Genomic DNA, 17,974 nt, shown 5'->3' on the forward strand with positions numbered 1-17,974 from the left:
AGAAAATGAGACGTCAACTTTTTGTTGGCACGGAAATTGTAATTCTTTTTCCGATTCTCATGTTTAATTTGAGTTTTCATGGTTATTAGTTTTTACCCAGCTTCGGCTGGGTTTTTTATTGCGCTGTATTCTCCTCAGCTTCCTCCATGAGTTTTAAGTACGTAGAGTATCTTGTTTCCTCAATTTCTCCCGATTCTATATTATCCAATACCGCACATTTCGGTTCGTTGATATGCATGCAATTGTGGAATTTACAACCCCTTCCAATCCGAAAAATTTCAGGGAAATAATGTTGAATTTCTTCTTTTTGAACATCGATCATGGCAAATTCGCGAACTCCCGGAGTATCAATTACACTACCGCCAAAATCCCAAAAATGCATCTGCGCAAAGGTCGTTGTATGTTTTCCCTTCAATAACTTTTCTGATATTTCGGAAGTTCGGATATTCAAAGCCGGTTGCAAAGCATTCACCAGTGTAGATTTTCCACTGCCGGAATGTCCGAAGAACACAGAAACTTTATCTTTAATGGTTTCTTTCAAAACTTCTAAATTCATTTTAGAATAGGAAGAAATTTCTAAAGTTTCGTACCCAATATGTCGATAAATATTCTCTATTATTTTTACAACTTCAACTTCGTCCTCACTCAAAACATCAATTTTATTAAATAGAATCAATGGTTTAATATTGTAAGCTTCGCAACATGCCAAAAAGCGGTCAAGAAAACCCAGCGAAGTTTCCGGATGTTTTAAGGTAAAAATAAAACACGCAACATCAATGTTTGAAGCAATGATGTGGGCCTCTTTTGAAAGGTTCGTCGATTTCCGGATCAGATAATTCTTCTTCGGTTCAATCTTCGTGATCCAGGCCACGTCATCAATCTCCAGAGAAAATTCTACCAGATCACCAACTGCAAGCGGATTGGTCAATCGCGTTTTAATGAGTTTGAATTTCCCCCTAATTCGCGCCTCGAAAAACCGACCCGTTTCCTGTTCTAAAACCTGATACCAACTTCCGGTGGATTTTGTGATGAGTCCTTTCAAATTAAATTTTTGTTTTAAATGAATTTGCAGTCATTAATAGAAATGGTAAAGCTTTTGAATAGTCAGTTTCTTCATATTCAAGACCTGTTCTTTTTAAGTTTAAATAATAATCTGAAATATTATTATAATAATTCTTTTCGAGCGGAACTGCAAAAGCATTTTCGCCAAATTTTTCGATAAGGAACCATTTTTCCAACAGTCTGGCACATCGACCATTGCCGTCACTCATTGGATGTATTTTCGCAAAAACGAGGTGAATAAATGCTGCGTAGTAAAACACCTCAATTTCATCTAACTCCACAGTTAATAAAAAATCAATATCCAAAAATAATTTACCAATTTCTTGATCTACCTTGTACTGATCTGGAGCCACATATTCAATCTGACCATTTTGATTGATTACATGCATTATGTTTCTTCGCACTATTCCCCGAAGGTGATCCGGTAGAAAATTTGCACTTAATATACGGTGAGCCTCAAAAAGATTTTTTCTAATTAGAGGTTCCTCTTTCACAAATACATAAGCATTAAAAAGATCATCAACTGTTTTGGTGAGATCCTGTAAAAATTCCACATTCTGAAATTTATGTTTCAGATAACTATCAAGTTCTATTTTTTCACCTTCAATTCTGGAAGAATATACAGAGGAAACGGAATTATAAAAATCAAAATAATCGAGTGATATTTCTTCTTCCGCAAACTCATTCATTGCTTCCAGAGGAGAGAACTCTATCCTTTGTCTGAAGTCATTTAGTAAAATATCAGAAATTAAATGCATTATACTAATTAAATATTATTCTGCACCTCAATCGATTCCTCGTGAATAGCTTTGAAAACTTTTTCAATAAATTCAGAGGACATCCCGGTTTCATCCGCTTTTTGAATTGCATATTCAGTAATAATCTTCCAGCGTTCCGGTTGAAAAATAGCGATGCTGTTGTCTTTTTTCAGAGTTCCGATCTTCTCAGAAATTTTCATTCTTTGAGACAAAAGTTCAATTAGATTAAAATCGAGGTCTGAAATCAACGTTCGGTGACGTCCCATTTCATCATCAAAAACAGAGATATCTGAATTTCTGATTTGTAAATTCGAAATTAATTCTGCCAAAACTTCTGGGGTGATCTGTTGAGAAGCGTCGCTCCAGGCTTCATCAGGATTTGAGTGACTTTCGATGATCATTCCTTCATAACCAACGTTCATCGCTTCCTGCGCAATTCCGGCTAAACCAGTTCTGTTACCGCAAATATGCGATGGATCAACCAGCATTGGAATATTCGGATATTGATTTTTAAAATCTAAAGCAATCTGCCAGTTTGGGATATTTCTATATTTTGTTTTCTGGTAAGTGGAGAATCCGCGGTGAATAACGCCTAAATTTTTCACATCCTGACCTAACAGTCTTTCTAAAGCACCGATCCACAAAGCCAGATCTGGATTTACAGGATTCTTTACGAAAACTGGTTTTTCAGTTCCTTTTAAAGCTTCTGCAATTTCTTGAACAGTGAAAGGATTTACCGTAGAACGCGCTCCGATCCATAAAATATCAACGTCGGCTTCTAAAGCTGCAGCCACATGATGGGCATTTGCAACCTCTGTCGCAGTTTTAAAACCATATTCTTCTTTTACTTTTTTTAACCAGCCTAAACCAATGGTACCAACGCCTTCAAAACCATTTGGTTTGGTTCTCGGTTTCCAGATTCCAGCACGGAAAATTGGAACTTCGGCATTACTTTCTTTTATTCTTCTTGCAGTTTCCAGCATCTGAGATTCACTCTCTGCACTACAAGGTCCGGCAATAATTAAGGGTTGTGGGAACTCTTTTACCCACGCATTTTCTAAGTTTTTTAAATCCATCTCGTTAGAACACGTCGATCATTAACCGACTATTTTTATTTTAATTAAAATCAAATTTGAATATATCATCTAAATCCCTCAAAACAGGATTGATTTCTGCAAATTTATCGAAAATCTTTCTTTTGGTCATAATTTCTTTTTTCAGCGAAACATCATTTTTATATTTGATGATGATATTAAAATGATTCACCTTGTGCATAAAATGATTGAAGAAATCTGCGCGTATTTTTTCGAATTCAATCCTTGCGGAATCCGATGGATAAGTGACCTCTACTATATTCTCTTCCTTTTTATGCAGTTTAAAAGAGTTGATCGCATTGTAAATAAGGATTTCTTTTCCCTTCAGCTCTTCTAAAAATTTATGCCATTCCTCTTTCAGATCAGTTTCTGTAAAATGATTGCTTGGCAATTCTTCTTTTACTGAATTGACTATTTTTTCTTCTTCAGTTTCCGATTTCTGTAAAGCCGCACTGATGCTGAATTTTGACGGAATTTTATGCTTCGAGATCGGTTCCGCAGTTTTCAAAATAACTTTAGGAATTTCTTTAATTTCCTCTTTCGGAACTTCTATCTTTAATTCCTGTTTTATTTCGGGTTTTAAAATGGAAGGAGTTGAAGTGGAGACTTTAAGAAGCGGTGCTAAAATTAAGAATTTTTTTTTTTAGAATCTGCTCCAATCGCTGTTAAAGAGGAAAGTTGCATCAAAGCTATTTCTACCGTTAACCGCGGATTTTTGGAGTTTTTATAATTGATGTCTGCGTGATTGCAGATTTCAATGGCATCAATTAACTGCTGCACGTTCCAGTTTTTACTTTGCTCAGAAAATTTAACCTTTGTTTTATCGCCAACTTCGATCAGGCTTAACGTTTGTTGATTTTGCGCCATCATCAAGTCTCGAAAATGATTTCCTAAACCTGCGATAAAAAGATGCGAATCGAAACCTTTTTTCACGATTTCATTAAAGGCAAATAAAGTTTCTGGAATTTTATTTTGATGAGCCAGGTCTACGATATTAAGATATTGGTCGTAATCTAAAATATTCAGGACTTCGGCCGATTTCGCCAGAGTAATGTTTTTCTGGGTAAAAGTAGAAAGGCGGTCGAAAATTGAAAGTGCATCACGGAGCGCACCATCGGCTTTCTGCGCAATTAAATATAAAGCATCATCTTCATATTTGATGGCTTCCTTTTCTGCGATACCTTTCAAATGAATCTGAATATCCTCAATCGTAATTCTTTTGAAATCATAGATCTGACAACGCGACAGGATTGTCGGAATAATTTTATGTTTCTCCGTTGTTGCTAAAATAAAAATAGCGTGAGCTGGAGGTTCTTCTAAAGTTTTTAAGAAAGCATTAAACGCAGCAGAAGATAACATGTGAACCTCATCAATAATATAGATCTTATACTTTCCGACTTGTGGCGCAAACCGAACCTGATCGGTCAGTTCCCGAATATCTTCAACGGAATTATTGGAGGCAGCATCGAGTTCAAAAATATTGTAAGCAAATCCATCTTCAGAAGTCGAGCCATCTCTTTCATTAATTTTACGGGCAAGAATTCTGGCGCAGGTTGTTTTTCCCACTCCTCTGGGACCACAAAATAAAAGCGCCTGTGCTAATTGATTTTCTTCAATAGCGTGCTCCAAAGTATCTGTAATGTGAGATTGCCCAACAACAGTATCAAACTCTTGCGGACGGTACTTTCTTGCAGAAACCACGAAATTTTCCATTGGTCAAAAATAGGGAAATTAATCAGAAAATAAAATAATTGTACCAAATTTAAATATTCATTTTAATTAAATTTCTGCAAGAATTTCAGTTTCAAATACTCCAAACCTTATCATTAATTCTGAAAATTGAGAGCGAAAAAAAATAAAGTGAATGAATCAAATTTTTGTGTATTTTTAACCAAATAAATAAAATATGAAACAAATTTTTACAACAGTGCTTGTTATTGCTGCAACAGTAAGCTTTAATGCGCAAATTAATTTAGGAAAGATGACGAAAGCTGCTTCAAGCGGAATTTCGGCACTTTCATTCTCTAATTCCGATGCACAAAAACTTGCAAAAGAAGGTGTGGACTGGATGGATAAAAACAATAAGGTGGCTGGATCAAAAGATCCTCATACTATCCGTTTAAAGAAATTGTTCGCAAAACATCAAAAAGAAGATGGTTTACCTTTGAACTACAAAGTTTATTTGGTGCAGGACATTAATGCATTTGCCTGTGCTGATGGTAGCGTTCGCGTATTTTCTTCATTAATGGACATTATGAATGATGATGAATTGTTAGCGATCATCGGACATGAAATTGGACATGTGAAAAATGAAGATTCTAAAGATGCGGTGAAAAGTGCTTATTTGCGTGCCGCTGCTATGGAAGCTGCGTCTGCATCATCGGGAACTGTTCAAAAACTTAATGAAAGTCAATTAGGTGCTTTTGCAAACAGTGTTTTAGATGCAAAACACAGCAAAAAGCAGGAAAGTCAAGCCGATGATTATTCTTACGATTTCATGAAAAAGCATGGCTATAATGTTGTTGGTGCTTATACAGCATTCAAAAAACTAGCTCTATTGGGAGGAAGTTCGAAAGCAAGTTCTTTCCAAAAGATGATGAGTTCACATCCTGATAGCGAGAAAAGAGCACAAGCCATTAAGAAAAAAGCAGAGAAAGATGGTGTTTGGAAAGATCCGGGCGAAGTTAAATTGCCAACTGAGAAATTGAAAAAATAGGTCGTTAACAGAATTTTTCGTTTCAAACAAAAAAACTCCCAAAGTAAATCTACTTTGGGAGTTTTTAATATCGATAAAATGTTACATTATTTTACCTTCTTCTAAGATCTCCTTATTCTGATATTCCTGTACCAGATCGATCGCGTTGGAAACTACATCACTTAATGCCGTAATAAAAGTTCCTTCTTCTGCCATACTCATGGCGTGCTTTAAGGCTTCAATTTCTTTCGGTATGATTTCATAGCTTACGTTCGTTCCTGCATCCTGCATTCCCGAAATAATGAGGCCGTTAATTTCTTCTTCGGCTCTACCACGCAGATGTTTTTCGTTTCTAATGATGATATAATCGAACATACGACCTGCGATTTTACCGCATTCTCTAATGTCTTCGTCTCTTCGATCACCAACGCCGGAAATTATTCCGATTTTCTTGGTCGCGTCAACGTTCTTTAAATAATCTTCGATGGCTTCGTAACCCGCAGGATTATGAGCAAAATCAATTAAAACATTGAACTTTTTGAATTTAAAAATATTTAGCCTTCCTGGCGTTAAAGCCGCGCTTGGAATGAAAGTTCTAAGGGAATTCGCAATATCTTCGATCTCGAAACCGTAAAGATAAGTTGCTAAACTCGCGGCCAAAACGTTAGAGATCATAAATCTTGCTTTGGCCTCCATTGTAATTGGAATATTAATGGCTTTAGCAATTCTGATTTTCCAGTCGCCTTTTTTAATGGTGACAAATCCTTCTTCGTAAACACAGGTAATTTTTCCTTCTTTAGCAAATTTCTTAATGTGTGGGTTATTTTCATCTAAACTGAAAATAGCAATTTTAGAATCGATATCCGGCATTAATCTCATCGAATAAGCATCGTCGGCATTCAAAATACTCCAGCCATCTTTCTTCACAGAGTCCAGCACTACCCTTTTAACTTTTGTCAAATCTTTTAAATTATGAATATCATTCATTCCTAAATGATCCTCTTTAATATTCGTGAGTACGCCAATATCGCAATAGTTGAATCCTAATCCTGAACGAAGAATTCCACCTCGTGCAGTTTCTAACACAGCAAATTCTACGGTTGGATCTTTCAAAACAAATTCTGCAGAGATCGGACCTGTTGTGTCCCCTTTTGTCAGCATCGTATTCTGAATGTAAATCCCGTCAGAGGTAGTGAATCCTACTCTATAGCCATTATTTTTAACAATATGAGCGATCAATCTGGTCGTTGTTGTTTTACCGTTGGTTCCTGTGACTGCAATAATCGGGATCCTGAACGCTTTCCCTTGTGGATAAAGCATGTCAACAACCGGAGCTGCCACATTTCTTGGTAAACCTTCACTTGGTGCAAGATGCATTCTGAATCCGGGTGCAGCATTAACTTCTAAAATAGCACCGCCACTTTCTTTCAAGGGCTGCGTTAAATTTTCTGCCATAATATCTACGCCGCAAACATCAAGTCCAATAATTTTCGAGATCCGCTCGCACATGGTAATGTTTTCGGGATGGATCAAGTCGGTAACATCAATTGATGTTCCACCTGTTGAAAGATTTGCTGTTGATTTTAAATAAACAATTTCCCCTTTTTTCGGAATGCTTCCCAGCGTGTAATTCAATTTTTCTAAAAGCTCGTTGGTATCTTTATCTACTGAGATCTCTGTTAAAACATTTTCATGTCCGTAACCTCTTCTTGGATCTAGATTTTCTTTATCGATCAACTGCTGAATATTCATTTCGCCATCGCCCACGATATGAGCAGGAACCCGTCTTGCAGCTGCTATCATTTTATGATTGATGACTAGAACCCTAAAATCATAACCTGTGATGTATCTTTCAACAATAACTTTAGGACCAAAGTTCTGCGCGTGTTGCAAACCAATTTTGGCGGTTTCCCAATCATTTACGTTAATCGATGAACCTTTGCCGTGATTACCGTCCAGCGGTTTTAGAACTAATGGATAACCAATTTTGTTGATTACGCTTTGTAAACTCTCTTCATCAAAGCATATATCACCAGTCGGAACCGGAATTGCAGCTTCGTCGAGCATTTTTTTGGTGAGTTCTTTATTGCAGGCAATATCTACCGCGATCGATCCTGTTTTTCCGGTAATCGTTGCTTGAAATCGCTGTTGATTAATACCGTAACCTAACTGTACGAGGGAATTTCTGCCTAAACGGATCCAGGGAATATTTCTGGCGACCGCTTCCTGCACGATACTTCCCGTAGAAGGACCAAGTCTTTCGCGTTCTCTGGTTTCTCTTAAAGTTTGAATGCATTGATCGATGTCGTAATCTTTGCCATCTATTAAAGCCTGACACATTTCTACAGCTTGCTGTGCCGCATAAACGCCGGAATTTTCTTCGAAATAATTAAAGACCACATTATAAACACCAGGAGTTTTCGTTTCGCGGGTTCTACCAAAACCGGCATCCATTCCGGCCAAAGTCTGTATTTCTAAGGCAACGTGCTCAACAACATGTCCCATCCAGGTTCCCATTTCTACTCTCTGAAAAAATCCACCTTCTACCCCTTCCGAGCAACGGTGTGTAATTAAGGACGGAATTAAACGTTCCAGATTTTCCCGAAAACCTTCAATTTTATTCGTCGGTAAATGTTCCACCTCTTCTAAATCCAAACGCATCTGAATTAATTTTTTTCTGCGAATGCTCCAGATATTTGGACCTTTTAAAACCTGTATTTTCTCAATTTTCATAGTATCGTTCTATAATTTGGGTGGTAATTTTTTTTAATTCAAATTCAAAGATAAAAGAAATGCTTAATAATTAATAATATTTTTTCAAAATGACAACTAAAACAATGAAAATTAAGCAGATCAATATCAATAAATGGATTGGATTTTCGATAAAGTATAATACTAGAAATTAATATTTTTTCTAAATTTGCAGGCAATGAGACCAAAAGGAAAATTAATGATTATTGGTGGTGCCGTGAACAAAGGAAGCTTCGCAGAAACCGAGTACGACCACAATGTAGAGAAAAATCTCAATTTTTTTGAACGGGGAATTTTACGTAAAATCATCGACGAGTCTCGCTTGCAAGAAGATTCGGTCATCGAGATTATTACGACCGCCTCGCAGATCCCTCAAATTGTAGGTCCGGAATATAAAAAAGCTTTTGAATTTTTGGGATCTAAATTTGTGAATATTTTAGATATTCAAAATCGGGAACAGGCAAACAGCGATGCTATTGTTGCCCGAGCGAACGCTGCAGATGTGGTTTTATTTACAGGCGGCGACCAGCTTCGGTTGACTTCAATTTTGGGCGGAACAAGATTTCATGATGCTATTCTATTGAAATATCAGGAACAGAATTTTATTTATGCCGGAACTTCTGCGGGAGCTGCTGCAGCTTCTGAAAATATGATCTACCAGGGTTCCAGTCATGAAGCTTTATTAAAAGGTGAGATTAAAACTACACAAGGTTTAGGTTTTATTGAGAACGTAATTGTAGATACCCACTTTGTACAGCGCGGAAGAATCGGAAGACTTTTTCAGGCAGTAGTAAATAACCCAAGAACTTTAGGAATTGGTCTAGGCGAAGATACCGGACTTTATATTGATGGCGATATGATGACGGCGATCGGTTCCGGACTCGTTATTTTGGTCGATGGCAGATTTATAAAAGATACGAACCTGACCAATATCGAACTTGGACAACCGATTTCTATTGATAATCTTATCGTACATGTTCTCTCCCAAAATGATTTTTTCGATTTGAAAACGAAAGATCTTACCATTGTAAATTCTCAGTACAATCCAATTCCACAAGATATTTAAACTCAATTCTAAAGAAGTCGAAGATCGATACAGCTATTTTCAGCTTTTAAAAATTCTTTCGATTTTGTCTTAGAAACAATCATCAAAAAAAAGTAAATTAATGAAAGTTATTATACACGGGGGATTTTTCTCCGAAAGCGATCAAAGCCAAGAAGTGAAAACGGCCAAGCAAAATTCCTTGAAAGAAATCGCCGGGAAAGCTTTTGAATTTTTGAAAACGCATTCTGCGGAAGAAACAGTGGTTTACACAATTTCAATGTTAGAAGATGATTCGCTCTATAATGCCGGAAAAGGTTCCCAAATTCAAAGCGACGGTAAAATCCGAATGAGTGCCTCCTTAATGAACGGCAGCACACAGAAATTTTCGGGCGTTATTAATATTGAAAATGTAAAAAATCCAATCCAGGTCGCTCAGATCCTAATGAAAGAGGACGATCGTGTTCTTGGTGGAATCGGAGCGAAAAAATATGCATCAGAAAATGGTTTCAACGATTTCTCTACAGAAATTCCGCAACGCCGAACAGAATATGAAGCCAAATTAAAAAATGGCGGCAAAGGAACCGTTGGCTGTGTTGCCTTAGATTCTGAGGGGAAATTAGCTGCAGGAACTTCAACCGGTGGAAAAGGCTTCGAGATTGTTGGTCGAATTTCAGATTCAGCAACCGTAGCTGGGAACTTTGCCAATCAATTTTGCGCCGTTAGTTGTACCGGAGTTGGCGAAGATATTGTGAGCAACGCGACCGCAACTAAAATTGTAATTCGGGTTACGGACGGAATGTTGATCGAAGAAGCTTTCGAAAAAACTTTTAAAGAACTGAAAGAAATAGATGGGTTTGCCGGCGCGATCGCAATTGATAAAGAAGGAAATATCTACCATCAGGATTCTTATCCAACCATGGTTTTTGCAAGTTTTGATGGAAGTGCATTCGAAATTTTCAATTAAGAATATTTTATTTCCTTATCTTTTCATCTTTAAATAAAAGGATTTTGGAAAAAGGATTTAAGATTCGTCCAGTATTTAAATTCAAATAATCAATCTTTCCAACAATATAACATTCAAAAAAAATATACCATGAAAAAATTATTAGTCTTTGCAATTCTGGGAACTTTATGTTTTGCCAGTTGTGCACAAAAAGAGGAAAAACGTGAAGATTTTAAAGAAAATCACAGCGTTGAAGAAAAACGAAATGCAGGCGTTGATTCTGCTGCTTTTCAGGACGAAGGGCAAAAAGCCGATTCAATCTCGGTAAAATAAAGATCAAAAAAAATGCGTCAACCGACGCATTTTTTGTTTTTAGTATTCAAATAAAATTGAACCCCAGGTAAAACCACTTCCGAAGGCTGAAAGAAGAACCAAATCTCCCCGTTTAATTTTTCCTTCTTCAATCGCTTCACTTAAAGCAAGCGGAATAGACGCTGCTGTAGTATTTCCGTATTTCTGAATATTGTTAAATACCTTTTCGTCTGGTAAATTGAATTTTTTCTGTACAAACTGTGCAATTCTCAAATTCGCCTGATGAGGAATAAACATGTCTAAATCTTCTACCGTTTTTCCGGCAGATTTCAAAGCTTCTTCCATTGTTTCGGGAAATCTTGTCACCGCATGTTTAAAAACGAAATTACCGTTCATAACCGGATAAACTTCGGCGTTAGTTACATTTTCCGGTTCCAAACGCATTCTGTCGCTCCAACCATATTTTGAACCCGGAAATTTTGTACATAGTTCGTCGGCATATTTCCCTTCAGAATGCATGTTGAAAGCTAAAATATCTCCGGCGTTTTCATCTTCAGAAGCCGAAAGAATAACCGCTCCTGCTCCATCGCCAAAAATTACAGAAACGCCTCGACCTTCATCAGAAAAATCCAGACCGAAAGAATGAATTTCTGCCCCAACGACCAAAATATTTTTATACTGTCCGGCCTTAATAAAAGCATTGGCAACACTCATCGCATAAACAAAACCGGAACATTGGTTTCTCACATCTAATGCACCAATGGTGTCACAACCCAACTTTTCCTGCAGCAAAACGCCACAACCCGGAAAATAGTAATCCGGCGAAAGCGTCGCAAAAACAATAAAGTCGATATCTTTTGCTGTTAAACCAGCCATTTCTAAGGCTTTTTCAGAAGCTTTAAACCCAAGATAAGAGGTAGTTTCTTCTGCATCATTTCTATTTTTTCGGTGATGACGTTCTTTTATTCCGGTTCTTTCCGTAATCCACTCATCGTTCGTAGTCATGAGTTTCGACAAATCATCATTTGTTACTACATTTTCTGGAACATAATGACCAATGCCTTTAATTATACTTTTTATCATGAAGTTTTATTTTATATACACAAAGATAAATTATATTTGAAACATAATAAAAAAGTTTAAATTTAACTTGAAATTATGATTAAATTTGTGAAATGCCAATAGAAATAATTTACCGGAACGAGCATTGTGAGTGGATTGATGTAGAAGCTCCGACGGAAGACGATCTGAATTTTTTACATGAAAGATATGAGATCAATATGCTTCTGCTGGAGGATACGATTGATCCCAACCACCTTCCTAAATTTGAAAAGGATCATTTGGTGAAATTCTTTCTGATGCGCGAAAACACTGAGCTGGAGCGTGCAAATCTAAATACGATAAGCGATATTTCGACAAAGCTGGGCGTTTTTCTGCTGCAGAATATCATTATCACGGTTCACCGCATGAAAAACAGAAGTGTCTACGAATTTAAAAAAGAAATTCTGTTGCCCGAAAATGCTGAATTAACACCGGAATCCATCGCTTTGGAACTGGCTTTGAAGGTGATGAAATCTTTCGATGATGAGTCCCAAAGTCTAATGGAAACGATGGATAATATTGAAACTGAGATTTTTTTAAAAAACACAAACAGCTCCAATCAGATCCGCAGATTGTACCAACTCAAAAGGAAATCAGGTCTCAACGCGAGAATCCTTAATATCTCCTCCGACTGGATCGACAAGTTTAAAATTTTAAAACTGGATGACACTGAGATCACCGATTTAAAGGATAAACACAAAGATGTTATTACCGATTTTGAACATCTGAATGCGCAGGTAACCAATCTTATTTCGATGTTTTTGGCGATGAGTGATCAAAAGGCGAATCAGGTAATGAAAGTTTTGGCGATCTATTCTATGTATTTTTTTCCAATTACTTTTATTGCAGGGATCTACGGGATGAATTTCGATAATATGCCGGAACTTCATCAACCATTGGGATACTTTTTCACATTGGGTTTGATGGGATTTATAGCACTTTTAACCTTTTTGTTTGTGCGAAAGAAACGGTGGTAATTTTTCAGAAAAATATGCTTTAAGAAAAATTAAAATTAGATTTGAAATAACTTCAATTAATAAAGTAATCTGGCAGAGAAAAGTCATTTATTGTACTTTATACGGATTAACAAATAGCTTCTCAATGTTTAATTCTACTTTATATAGTTCCACCCGAAGCCACTTTGATCGTAATCTATTTTCGAAATAAGTTAAATTTATGACAGTCCATTTATTGTAGTGTACTTAAATGATATTCAGAATGCGCTACATTCATGACGATTAGTAAGGTTGGTGGAAAATGAATAATTCAAAAAAACGCGCAATTAAAAAGCCGCAGAAATAATCTGCGGCTTTTCATAAACATTTAAAATATTGAGTACTAATCTCAGTAATTTTTAAAAAATAATTAGTGCATTGAGTCGCTAACATCGATCGGTTCCCTACCCTTTCTCTCCTTCACGAATAATACAAACGGAATACAAACTAAAAATAGAATTCCGAGATAAAGAAAGACATCCATATAAGAAAGCACGGAAGCCTGTTTCAAAACACTTAAATCCAAAACCTTATAGGCTGCTTCTAAGGCCGAATCGGGGGAAAATCCTTTTGTTATAAAGCTTGCTTTTAAACCTGCAACTCTTTGCTGTACATCGAAGCTGTTCACATCTAAATACTGGGAAAGATTGGCTCTGTGAATCGAAGTTTGGTTCGCGATAAAAGTAGTGATTGCTGCGATTCCAAACGAGCCACCCAGCTGTCGCATCATTCCGGTAAAGGCCGCGCCCTGACCAATTTCCTGACCTTTTAATGTACTTAAGGCTAAAGAAGTAATCGGAATAAATAATAAGCCCAGACCCATTCCACGTACAATCAACATCCAGAAGAAATCATCTTTCCCCGTACTTGGAGTCAAAATATTATACCCCCAGAAACTGTAAACAAAGAAAATTAGTAGTCCCAGAGAAACCAGAATTTGCTGCTTGACACCGCGGGTTAATAATCGTCCGATAATTGGCATCATGACTGCCGTTGTTAACGCTGCCGGAATCATTAAAGCTCCTGATTGCAAGGCTGTCCAACCTAAAATACTTTGGGTATATAATGGAACAATAAACGTTGATCCATAAAGACCGAAACCTAAGATGAAAGACATTGCGGTACCAATTCGCAGATTTCCATTTTTTAGAACGCGTAATTCCACAATTGGATATTTGTAGGTGAGTTCGCGCCAGAGAAATAGAATAAAGCCAATTACTGCAGACGCCGTTAGAAAGACGATAACTCCACTATCAAACCAATCTTCTTCGTGTCCTCGTTCCAAAATATATTGTAAGGAACCAACTGTAATGGCAAGTAAAAGAATACCATACCAATCGACATCTCTGGCCTTTCTTTTCTCCGCAAATTTCGGACTCCGAACAAATTGTAAAGTCATGACCGTAGCTGCGATCCCTAGTGGAATATTAATGTAAAAAATATAGGGCCAGCTATAATTGTCAACAATATATCCTCCAAGCGGTGGTCCTAAAGTGGGTCCAATAATTACCCCCAAACCATAAATTGCCTGTGCCATACTCCGTTTTTCTATGGGATAAGATTCAGTGATAATTGTTTGAGAAGTTACTAGAAGTGCTCCACCACCAATTCCCTGCATCATTCGGAAAAAAACAAGTTCCCAAATATTGGTTGCATTTCCGCAGAGAAAAGAGAAAATCGTAAATATAATAATAGAGGCCGCGAAATAATTTCGACGTCCAAACTGAGCAGAAAGCCAGCTCGTCATTGGAACAATAATTACATTTCCAATGGCATAAGCGGTGATCACCCAACCTACTTCTGAAAGTGTGGCACCTAAATTCCCTTTCATTTCATTTAATGCCACATTTACAATGGTGGAATCTACAATTTCTAAAAGGGCGCACATGATCACCGTAACGGTAATGATAAGTCGTCGGGAGCCGTATTCGACTAATGAATCCTGTTGCATTTTTTGCTGGATGTTTGAAGTTTTTATTGAATGGAAGAATCCCGAAAGTCAGTTTTAACTTTCAAATCAACATTCAAAAAAAATTACATTATTATAAGTTAACGGTCGCTTTTACATTCATTCCAGCGCGAAGTTTTTTCGCAATTTTTGGATCGAGCTTATCAAAATCGATTCTTACCGGAAGTCTTTGCACCACTTTCACGAAGTTTCCACTTGCATTATCCGGTGGCAGAAGAGAGAATGTAGAACCCGTTGCCGGAGAAAATGAACTTACCACTCCTTCAAATTTATGATCCGGGAAAGCATCGATTTCGATGTCTACTTTTTGACCTTCGACCATTTTCGCAAGCTGCGTTTCCTTAAAATTCGCGACAATCCAGTTGTTGTTGTCTCTTACTAAACTAAAAAGTTGAGCTCCAGCCTGTAAAAACTGACCTTTCTGTGTAGAAACTTTAGAAACAAATCCATCTTCCGGCGCAAGAATCACGGTATACGATAAATTCAGTTCAGCGCTTTCAACATCAACTTCTCTTTGTTTTGCTACAGAACTCGCAACTCCAATCTGCTCGGAACTTGCTGCTGTCTGAGAATTCACAATTCCGGTCTGTTGTGAAACCTGATTTCTTTGATCGACCAGAACCTGTAACTGGCGGTCTGCAGACTGTTTAGCTGCCAAAGCCGTTTCATATTGCTGCTGCGTAATGGTATGATCTTTTACTAAATTGCTGTATCTTTTTAGATCTTGAGAAGATTTCCAAACGTTTACTTTTGCAGCTTCGATCTGAGCATTTGCGGTTGCAATCGCAGCGGTTGTTGAATTAATATTTTGGGAGGCTGCATTTGTAGTTGCTCTGGCTGTAGAAATATTGCTTCTCGCCGTTCCCAGCGCAGCTTTCGCAGATTCTAAAGCCATTTTTTGATCCCTGTCGTCTAAAATGATCAGCGTATCTCCTTTCTTCACAAATTGATTATCCTTTACATAAACTTTTTCTACGTAACCTGAAACTTTAGAAATTACAGGACTCATATTCGAGGCGATTTGTGCATCATCAGTCGATTCATGAGTTTGCGAAAAAGAATAAGTCCGGTATCCGAAAAATCCACCCACAATTAAAACTATTGCTAATATGATCGGGAAGATCCTGCTTTTCTTTTTCTTTGATTCCGGGAAAAGTTCCGGCTGTTCTGGAGTAATGTTATTTTCCATTTGATATTTTCTCTTTTTTTAAATTTTATTTTTTACGCAGTTGCGAAGGTGTTTTTCTTCATTTTTTCGGGTTTGAGAGCGCTCGCTTTTTATCTTAAAGTTAAAATCCCGGAAGTTTGCAATAATTTTCGATAAGCCAAAGCAGCGTCTGCCTGTGCGTTTACCACATTTACATTGGCAATAATTTGCGCGGCATCTGCATCTAATAATTCTGTGATGGTCGCTAAACCATTATCAAATTTATTTTTGGTAACCCGATAATTTTCATTCGCCTGATCGGCAGCTTTTTCATAAACTGTAATTTTCTTCTTCGCGAATTCTGAATTCTGAAAATCCCGGTTCACTTCCAGTTTAATCTGATCATTCAGCAGATCGTTGGTTGCAGAAAGCTGTTTCTGCTGAGCATCTGCTTTTAATAATGAAGAATTTTTCTTCCAGAGATTATCGATGTTGTATTGAATTCCAACCCCAATATTCGCCGCATTTACGATGGTCAAAATTTTCGGAATGTCAGCTGCAATGTAACCTCCAGTTAAAGCAATCGTTGGCAAACTTTCAGCTTTCGCAGATTTGTAACCAAGTTCTGCTGCTTTTCTTTGATAATCGATAGCCTGCAGATCTTTTCTGTTTCCGATCGCTTCATTTAAGTAATATGAAACCGCTCTGTTTTCTGAAATTTCCGAAATGTAATTTTCGTCAATTTCAATTACTGTGGTTTCCGGAAGTCCTAAAAGCAGATCCATATTAATGCCCGCAATACTGTAATTGTTCTGAGCATCTAGTAACTGAAGTTCAATATTTGAAGTTTGCAGATTCGCCTTCAACTTATCGTTTCTTGCGATGATCCCGTTATCTTCTAATTTCTGAAAAGACTGATCTCTTTTTTGGGAAGCCGAAAGATTTTCTTCAAAAACTTTAATCGCCTGACTGGCTTTAAATAGATTGTTGTAGGCTTGCGAAACATTATAAGCAATGGCTACTTTATCATTTTCGGTACTAAGCTTTGAGGCTTCAACCAAATATTCTGCGGACTGAATACCATATTTAATACGACCACCTGCAAATAAAGGTAAAGACGCCGCTATGTTACCATAAAATGCAGATTTTGCTTTGGGTGATGCGCCACCGCCTGAAGAAGATTGCCCGATCATTAAGTTAACATCTGCATTTGCAAGTGCCAAAGCGCTGCCGGAAACTTTCAGGCTCGGAAGTCTGTTGTTTTTAGCTTCTAAATAATTGGCTGTAGCTTCCTGTATTTTCGCTTCATCAATCTTCAGATTTTTAGAATTTTGAATACCAAGCATAACCGCCTTATCCAAACTGAGTGATTTTTTTTCCTGTGCGTTCACAGAAACTCCCACTATTAAAAAGGAGAGCGCAAAAATGGAATTATATATTTTTTTCATAACCTAAAAGGTATTTTAAAACGTTTTTGATGTGGTTGTTGAGTTCTTCAAAATAAAGGTTCTCATATTCTTCGTCACCGTTATAAAAATTTTTATAGATCGGTAAAGTATTTAAAGCACTGAAAATTGTTCCCGAAATCGTAGAATGCAGAAACTCTAATCGCGGTTTTTTAGAGAAAATTTTGTTTTCTAATCCAGATTCGATCAGCTCTTTATAAATCTCCAGAAATCCCGTTTTCGATTCTTTTAAAACATTGGTAATATGTTCATTTTTATTAGCGAGCTGTTCGCGCTGCATAATGAGATAAAACGTTTTAAGATTCTTTACGCGGTCGATATACCGATCCATTACAGTGGTTAACTTCTCCCACTCGTTGCTGTTTTTATCCGCTAAAACATCTTTCGCAAAAGACAGACTTTCGTTCATTCGAAACTCAAAGATGCTTTCGAAAAGTTTTTCTTTGGATCCGAAATAATAAGAAATCATCGAAATATTAACATTGGCCTCTTTCGCAATTTCTCGCGTGGAAGTTCCTGCAAAGCCCTTTTGAGCAAAGAGTTTTTCGGCGCTAAATAAAATATTTTCTTCTTTTGAAAGCATAATTTTTAATGATTTTGCGGATGCAAAGTTAAACTATTATTTATTAAATCAAT

At 37.0% G+C, this 17,974-nt stretch carries 16 protein-coding genes; 5 read left to right on the top strand and 11 right to left on the bottom strand.

What is annotated here, in order from left to right:
* Positions 1 to 115: 115 nt before the first annotated feature.
* From rsgA to dnaX, 5 genes are all read right to left on the bottom strand, one after another.
* Positions 116 to 1,042 (bottom strand): ribosome small subunit-dependent GTPase A, encoded by a 927-nt coding sequence (rsgA, locus tag ACZ9HT_RS14240; protein WP_476041161.1) that lies wholly within the window; start codon positions 1,040 to 1,042, stop codon positions 116 to 118.
* Position 1,043: 1 nt separating this feature from the next.
* Positions 1,044 to 1,820, bottom strand: a complete 777-nt coding sequence (locus ACZ9HT_RS14245) for a Fic family protein (RefSeq protein WP_476041162.1) — start codon at positions 1,818 to 1,820, stop codon at positions 1,044 to 1,046.
* Positions 1,821 to 1,828: 8 nt separating this feature from the next.
* Positions 1,829 to 2,896: a chorismate mutase gene (locus ACZ9HT_RS14250; RefSeq protein ID WP_476041163.1), complete on the bottom strand. Its 1,068-nt coding sequence runs from the start codon at positions 2,894 to 2,896 to the stop codon at positions 1,829 to 1,831.
* Positions 2,897 to 2,936: 40 nt separating this feature from the next.
* Entirely contained in the window at positions 2,937 to 3,422 is a 486-nt protein-coding gene (locus tag ACZ9HT_RS14255) for a hypothetical protein (protein ID WP_476041164.1), read from the bottom strand.
* A 119-nt stretch (positions 3,423 to 3,541) separates the two neighbouring features.
* Complete coding sequence (gene dnaX / locus ACZ9HT_RS14260) at positions 3,542 to 4,627, bottom strand: DNA polymerase III subunit gamma/tau (protein ID WP_476041165.1); 1,086 nt, start codon at positions 4,625 to 4,627, stop codon at positions 3,542 to 3,544.
* Between the two features lie 193 nt (positions 4,628 to 4,820).
* Between dnaX and ACZ9HT_RS14265 the strand changes: the two genes are divergently transcribed.
* The gene (locus ACZ9HT_RS14265; RefSeq protein ID WP_476041166.1) at positions 4,821 to 5,630 is read left to right on the top strand and encodes a M48 family metallopeptidase; all 810 of its coding nucleotides are present in this window, start codon (positions 4,821 to 4,823) and stop codon (positions 5,628 to 5,630) included.
* An 81-nt stretch (positions 5,631 to 5,711) separates the two neighbouring features.
* Here ACZ9HT_RS14265 and cphA read toward each other — a convergent pair whose 3' ends face one another.
* Positions 5,712 to 8,342 carry a cyanophycin synthetase gene (cphA, locus tag ACZ9HT_RS14270; protein WP_476041167.1) on the bottom strand — a complete coding sequence of 877 codons (2,631 nt, stop codon included), beginning with the start codon at positions 8,340 to 8,342 and terminating at the stop codon, positions 5,712 to 5,714.
* 196 nt (positions 8,343 to 8,538) lie between these two features.
* Between cphA and ACZ9HT_RS14275 the strand changes: the two genes are divergently transcribed.
* From ACZ9HT_RS14275 to ACZ9HT_RS14285, 3 genes are all read left to right on the top strand, one after another.
* Entirely contained in the window at positions 8,539 to 9,426 is an 888-nt protein-coding gene (locus tag ACZ9HT_RS14275) for a cyanophycinase (protein WP_476041168.1), read from the top strand.
* Between the two features lie 100 nt (positions 9,427 to 9,526).
* Positions 9,527 to 10,369: an isoaspartyl peptidase/L-asparaginase gene (locus ACZ9HT_RS14280; RefSeq protein ID WP_476041169.1), complete on the top strand. Its 843-nt coding sequence runs from the start codon at positions 9,527 to 9,529 to the stop codon at positions 10,367 to 10,369.
* Between the two features lie 129 nt (positions 10,370 to 10,498).
* A complete protein-coding gene (locus tag ACZ9HT_RS14285; RefSeq protein ID WP_476041170.1) occupies positions 10,499 to 10,681 on the top strand; it encodes a hypothetical protein in 183 nt (60 codons plus the stop codon).
* A gap of 39 nt (positions 10,682 to 10,720) precedes the next feature.
* On the opposite strand, the gene ACZ9HT_RS14290 is transcribed toward ACZ9HT_RS14285, so the two are convergent.
* The gene (locus tag ACZ9HT_RS14290; RefSeq protein ID WP_476041171.1) at positions 10,721 to 11,743 is read right to left on the bottom strand and encodes a 3-oxoacyl-ACP synthase III family protein; all 1,023 of its coding nucleotides are present in this window, start codon (positions 11,741 to 11,743) and stop codon (positions 10,721 to 10,723) included.
* A 92-nt stretch (positions 11,744 to 11,835) separates the two neighbouring features.
* Here ACZ9HT_RS14290 and ACZ9HT_RS14295 point away from each other — a divergent pair, with 92 nt between their 5' ends.
* On the top strand, positions 11,836 to 12,738 hold the full coding sequence (locus ACZ9HT_RS14295; RefSeq protein ID WP_476041172.1) for a magnesium transporter CorA family protein: 903 nt from the start codon (positions 11,836 to 11,838) through the stop codon (positions 12,736 to 12,738).
* A 388-nt stretch (positions 12,739 to 13,126) separates the two neighbouring features.
* Here ACZ9HT_RS14295 and ACZ9HT_RS14300 read toward each other — a convergent pair whose 3' ends face one another.
* The 4 genes from ACZ9HT_RS14300 to ACZ9HT_RS14315 form a co-directional block, all read right to left on the bottom strand.
* Positions 13,127 to 14,707 (bottom strand): DHA2 family efflux MFS transporter permease subunit, encoded by a 1,581-nt coding sequence (locus ACZ9HT_RS14300; RefSeq protein WP_476041173.1) that lies wholly within the window; start codon positions 14,705 to 14,707, stop codon positions 13,127 to 13,129.
* Between the two features lie 91 nt (positions 14,708 to 14,798).
* Positions 14,799 to 15,914: an HlyD family secretion protein gene (locus ACZ9HT_RS14305; RefSeq protein WP_476041174.1), complete on the bottom strand. Its 1,116-nt coding sequence runs from the start codon at positions 15,912 to 15,914 to the stop codon at positions 14,799 to 14,801.
* Between the two features lie 89 nt (positions 15,915 to 16,003).
* Positions 16,004 to 17,320: a TolC family protein gene (locus ACZ9HT_RS14310; protein ID WP_476041175.1), complete on the bottom strand. Its 1,317-nt coding sequence runs from the start codon at positions 17,318 to 17,320 to the stop codon at positions 16,004 to 16,006.
* The gene (locus ACZ9HT_RS14315; RefSeq protein ID WP_476041176.1) at positions 17,304 to 17,921 is read right to left on the bottom strand and encodes a TetR/AcrR family transcriptional regulator; all 618 of its coding nucleotides are present in this window, start codon (positions 17,919 to 17,921) and stop codon (positions 17,304 to 17,306) included. The genes ACZ9HT_RS14310 and ACZ9HT_RS14315 overlap by 17 nt, the downstream gene beginning before the upstream one ends.
* Positions 17,922 to 17,974: the final 53 nt, after the last annotated feature.

This window comes from Chryseobacterium sp. UYP7, assembly GCF_056279225.1.

Bases quoted from the DNA above. Each gene is read 5' to 3' on its own strand.
- ACZ9HT_RS14245 (WP_476041162.1), bottom strand. From the start codon at position 1,820: ATGCATTTAATTTCTGATATTTTACTAAATGACTTCAGACAAAGGATA.
- ACZ9HT_RS14250 (WP_476041163.1), bottom strand. From the start codon at position 2,896: ATGGATTTAAAAAACTTAGAAAATGCGTGGGTAAAAGAGTTCCCACAA.
- dnaX (WP_476041165.1), bottom strand. From the start codon at position 4,627: ATGGAAAATTTCGTGGTTTCTGCAAGAAAGTACCGTCCGCAAGAGTTT.
- ACZ9HT_RS14265 (WP_476041166.1), top strand. From the start codon at position 4,821: ATGAAACAAATTTTTACAACAGTGCTTGTTATTGCTGCAACAGTAAGC.
- cphA (WP_476041167.1), bottom strand. From the start codon at position 8,342: ATGAAAATTGAGAAAATACAGGTTTTAAAAGGTCCAAATATCTGGAGC.
- ACZ9HT_RS14275 (WP_476041168.1), top strand. From the start codon at position 8,539: ATGAGACCAAAAGGAAAATTAATGATTATTGGTGGTGCCGTGAACAAA.
- ACZ9HT_RS14280 (WP_476041169.1), top strand. From the start codon at position 9,527: ATGAAAGTTATTATACACGGGGGATTTTTCTCCGAAAGCGATCAAAGC.
- ACZ9HT_RS14285 (WP_476041170.1), top strand. From the start codon at position 10,499: ATGAAAAAATTATTAGTCTTTGCAATTCTGGGAACTTTATGTTTTGCC.
- ACZ9HT_RS14290 (WP_476041171.1), bottom strand. From the start codon at position 11,743: ATGATAAAAAGTATAATTAAAGGCATTGGTCATTATGTTCCAGAAAAT.
- ACZ9HT_RS14295 (WP_476041172.1), top strand. From the start codon at position 11,836: ATGCCAATAGAAATAATTTACCGGAACGAGCATTGTGAGTGGATTGAT.
- ACZ9HT_RS14300 (WP_476041173.1), bottom strand. From the start codon at position 14,707: ATGCAACAGGATTCATTAGTCGAATACGGCTCCCGACGACTTATCATT.
- ACZ9HT_RS14305 (WP_476041174.1), bottom strand. From the start codon at position 15,914: ATGGAAAATAACATTACTCCAGAACAGCCGGAACTTTTCCCGGAATCA.
- ACZ9HT_RS14310 (WP_476041175.1), bottom strand. From the start codon at position 17,320: ATGAAAAAAATATATAATTCCATTTTTGCGCTCTCCTTTTTAATAGTG.
- ACZ9HT_RS14315 (WP_476041176.1), bottom strand. From the start codon at position 17,921: ATGCTTTCAAAAGAAGAAAATATTTTATTTAGCGCCGAAAAACTCTTT.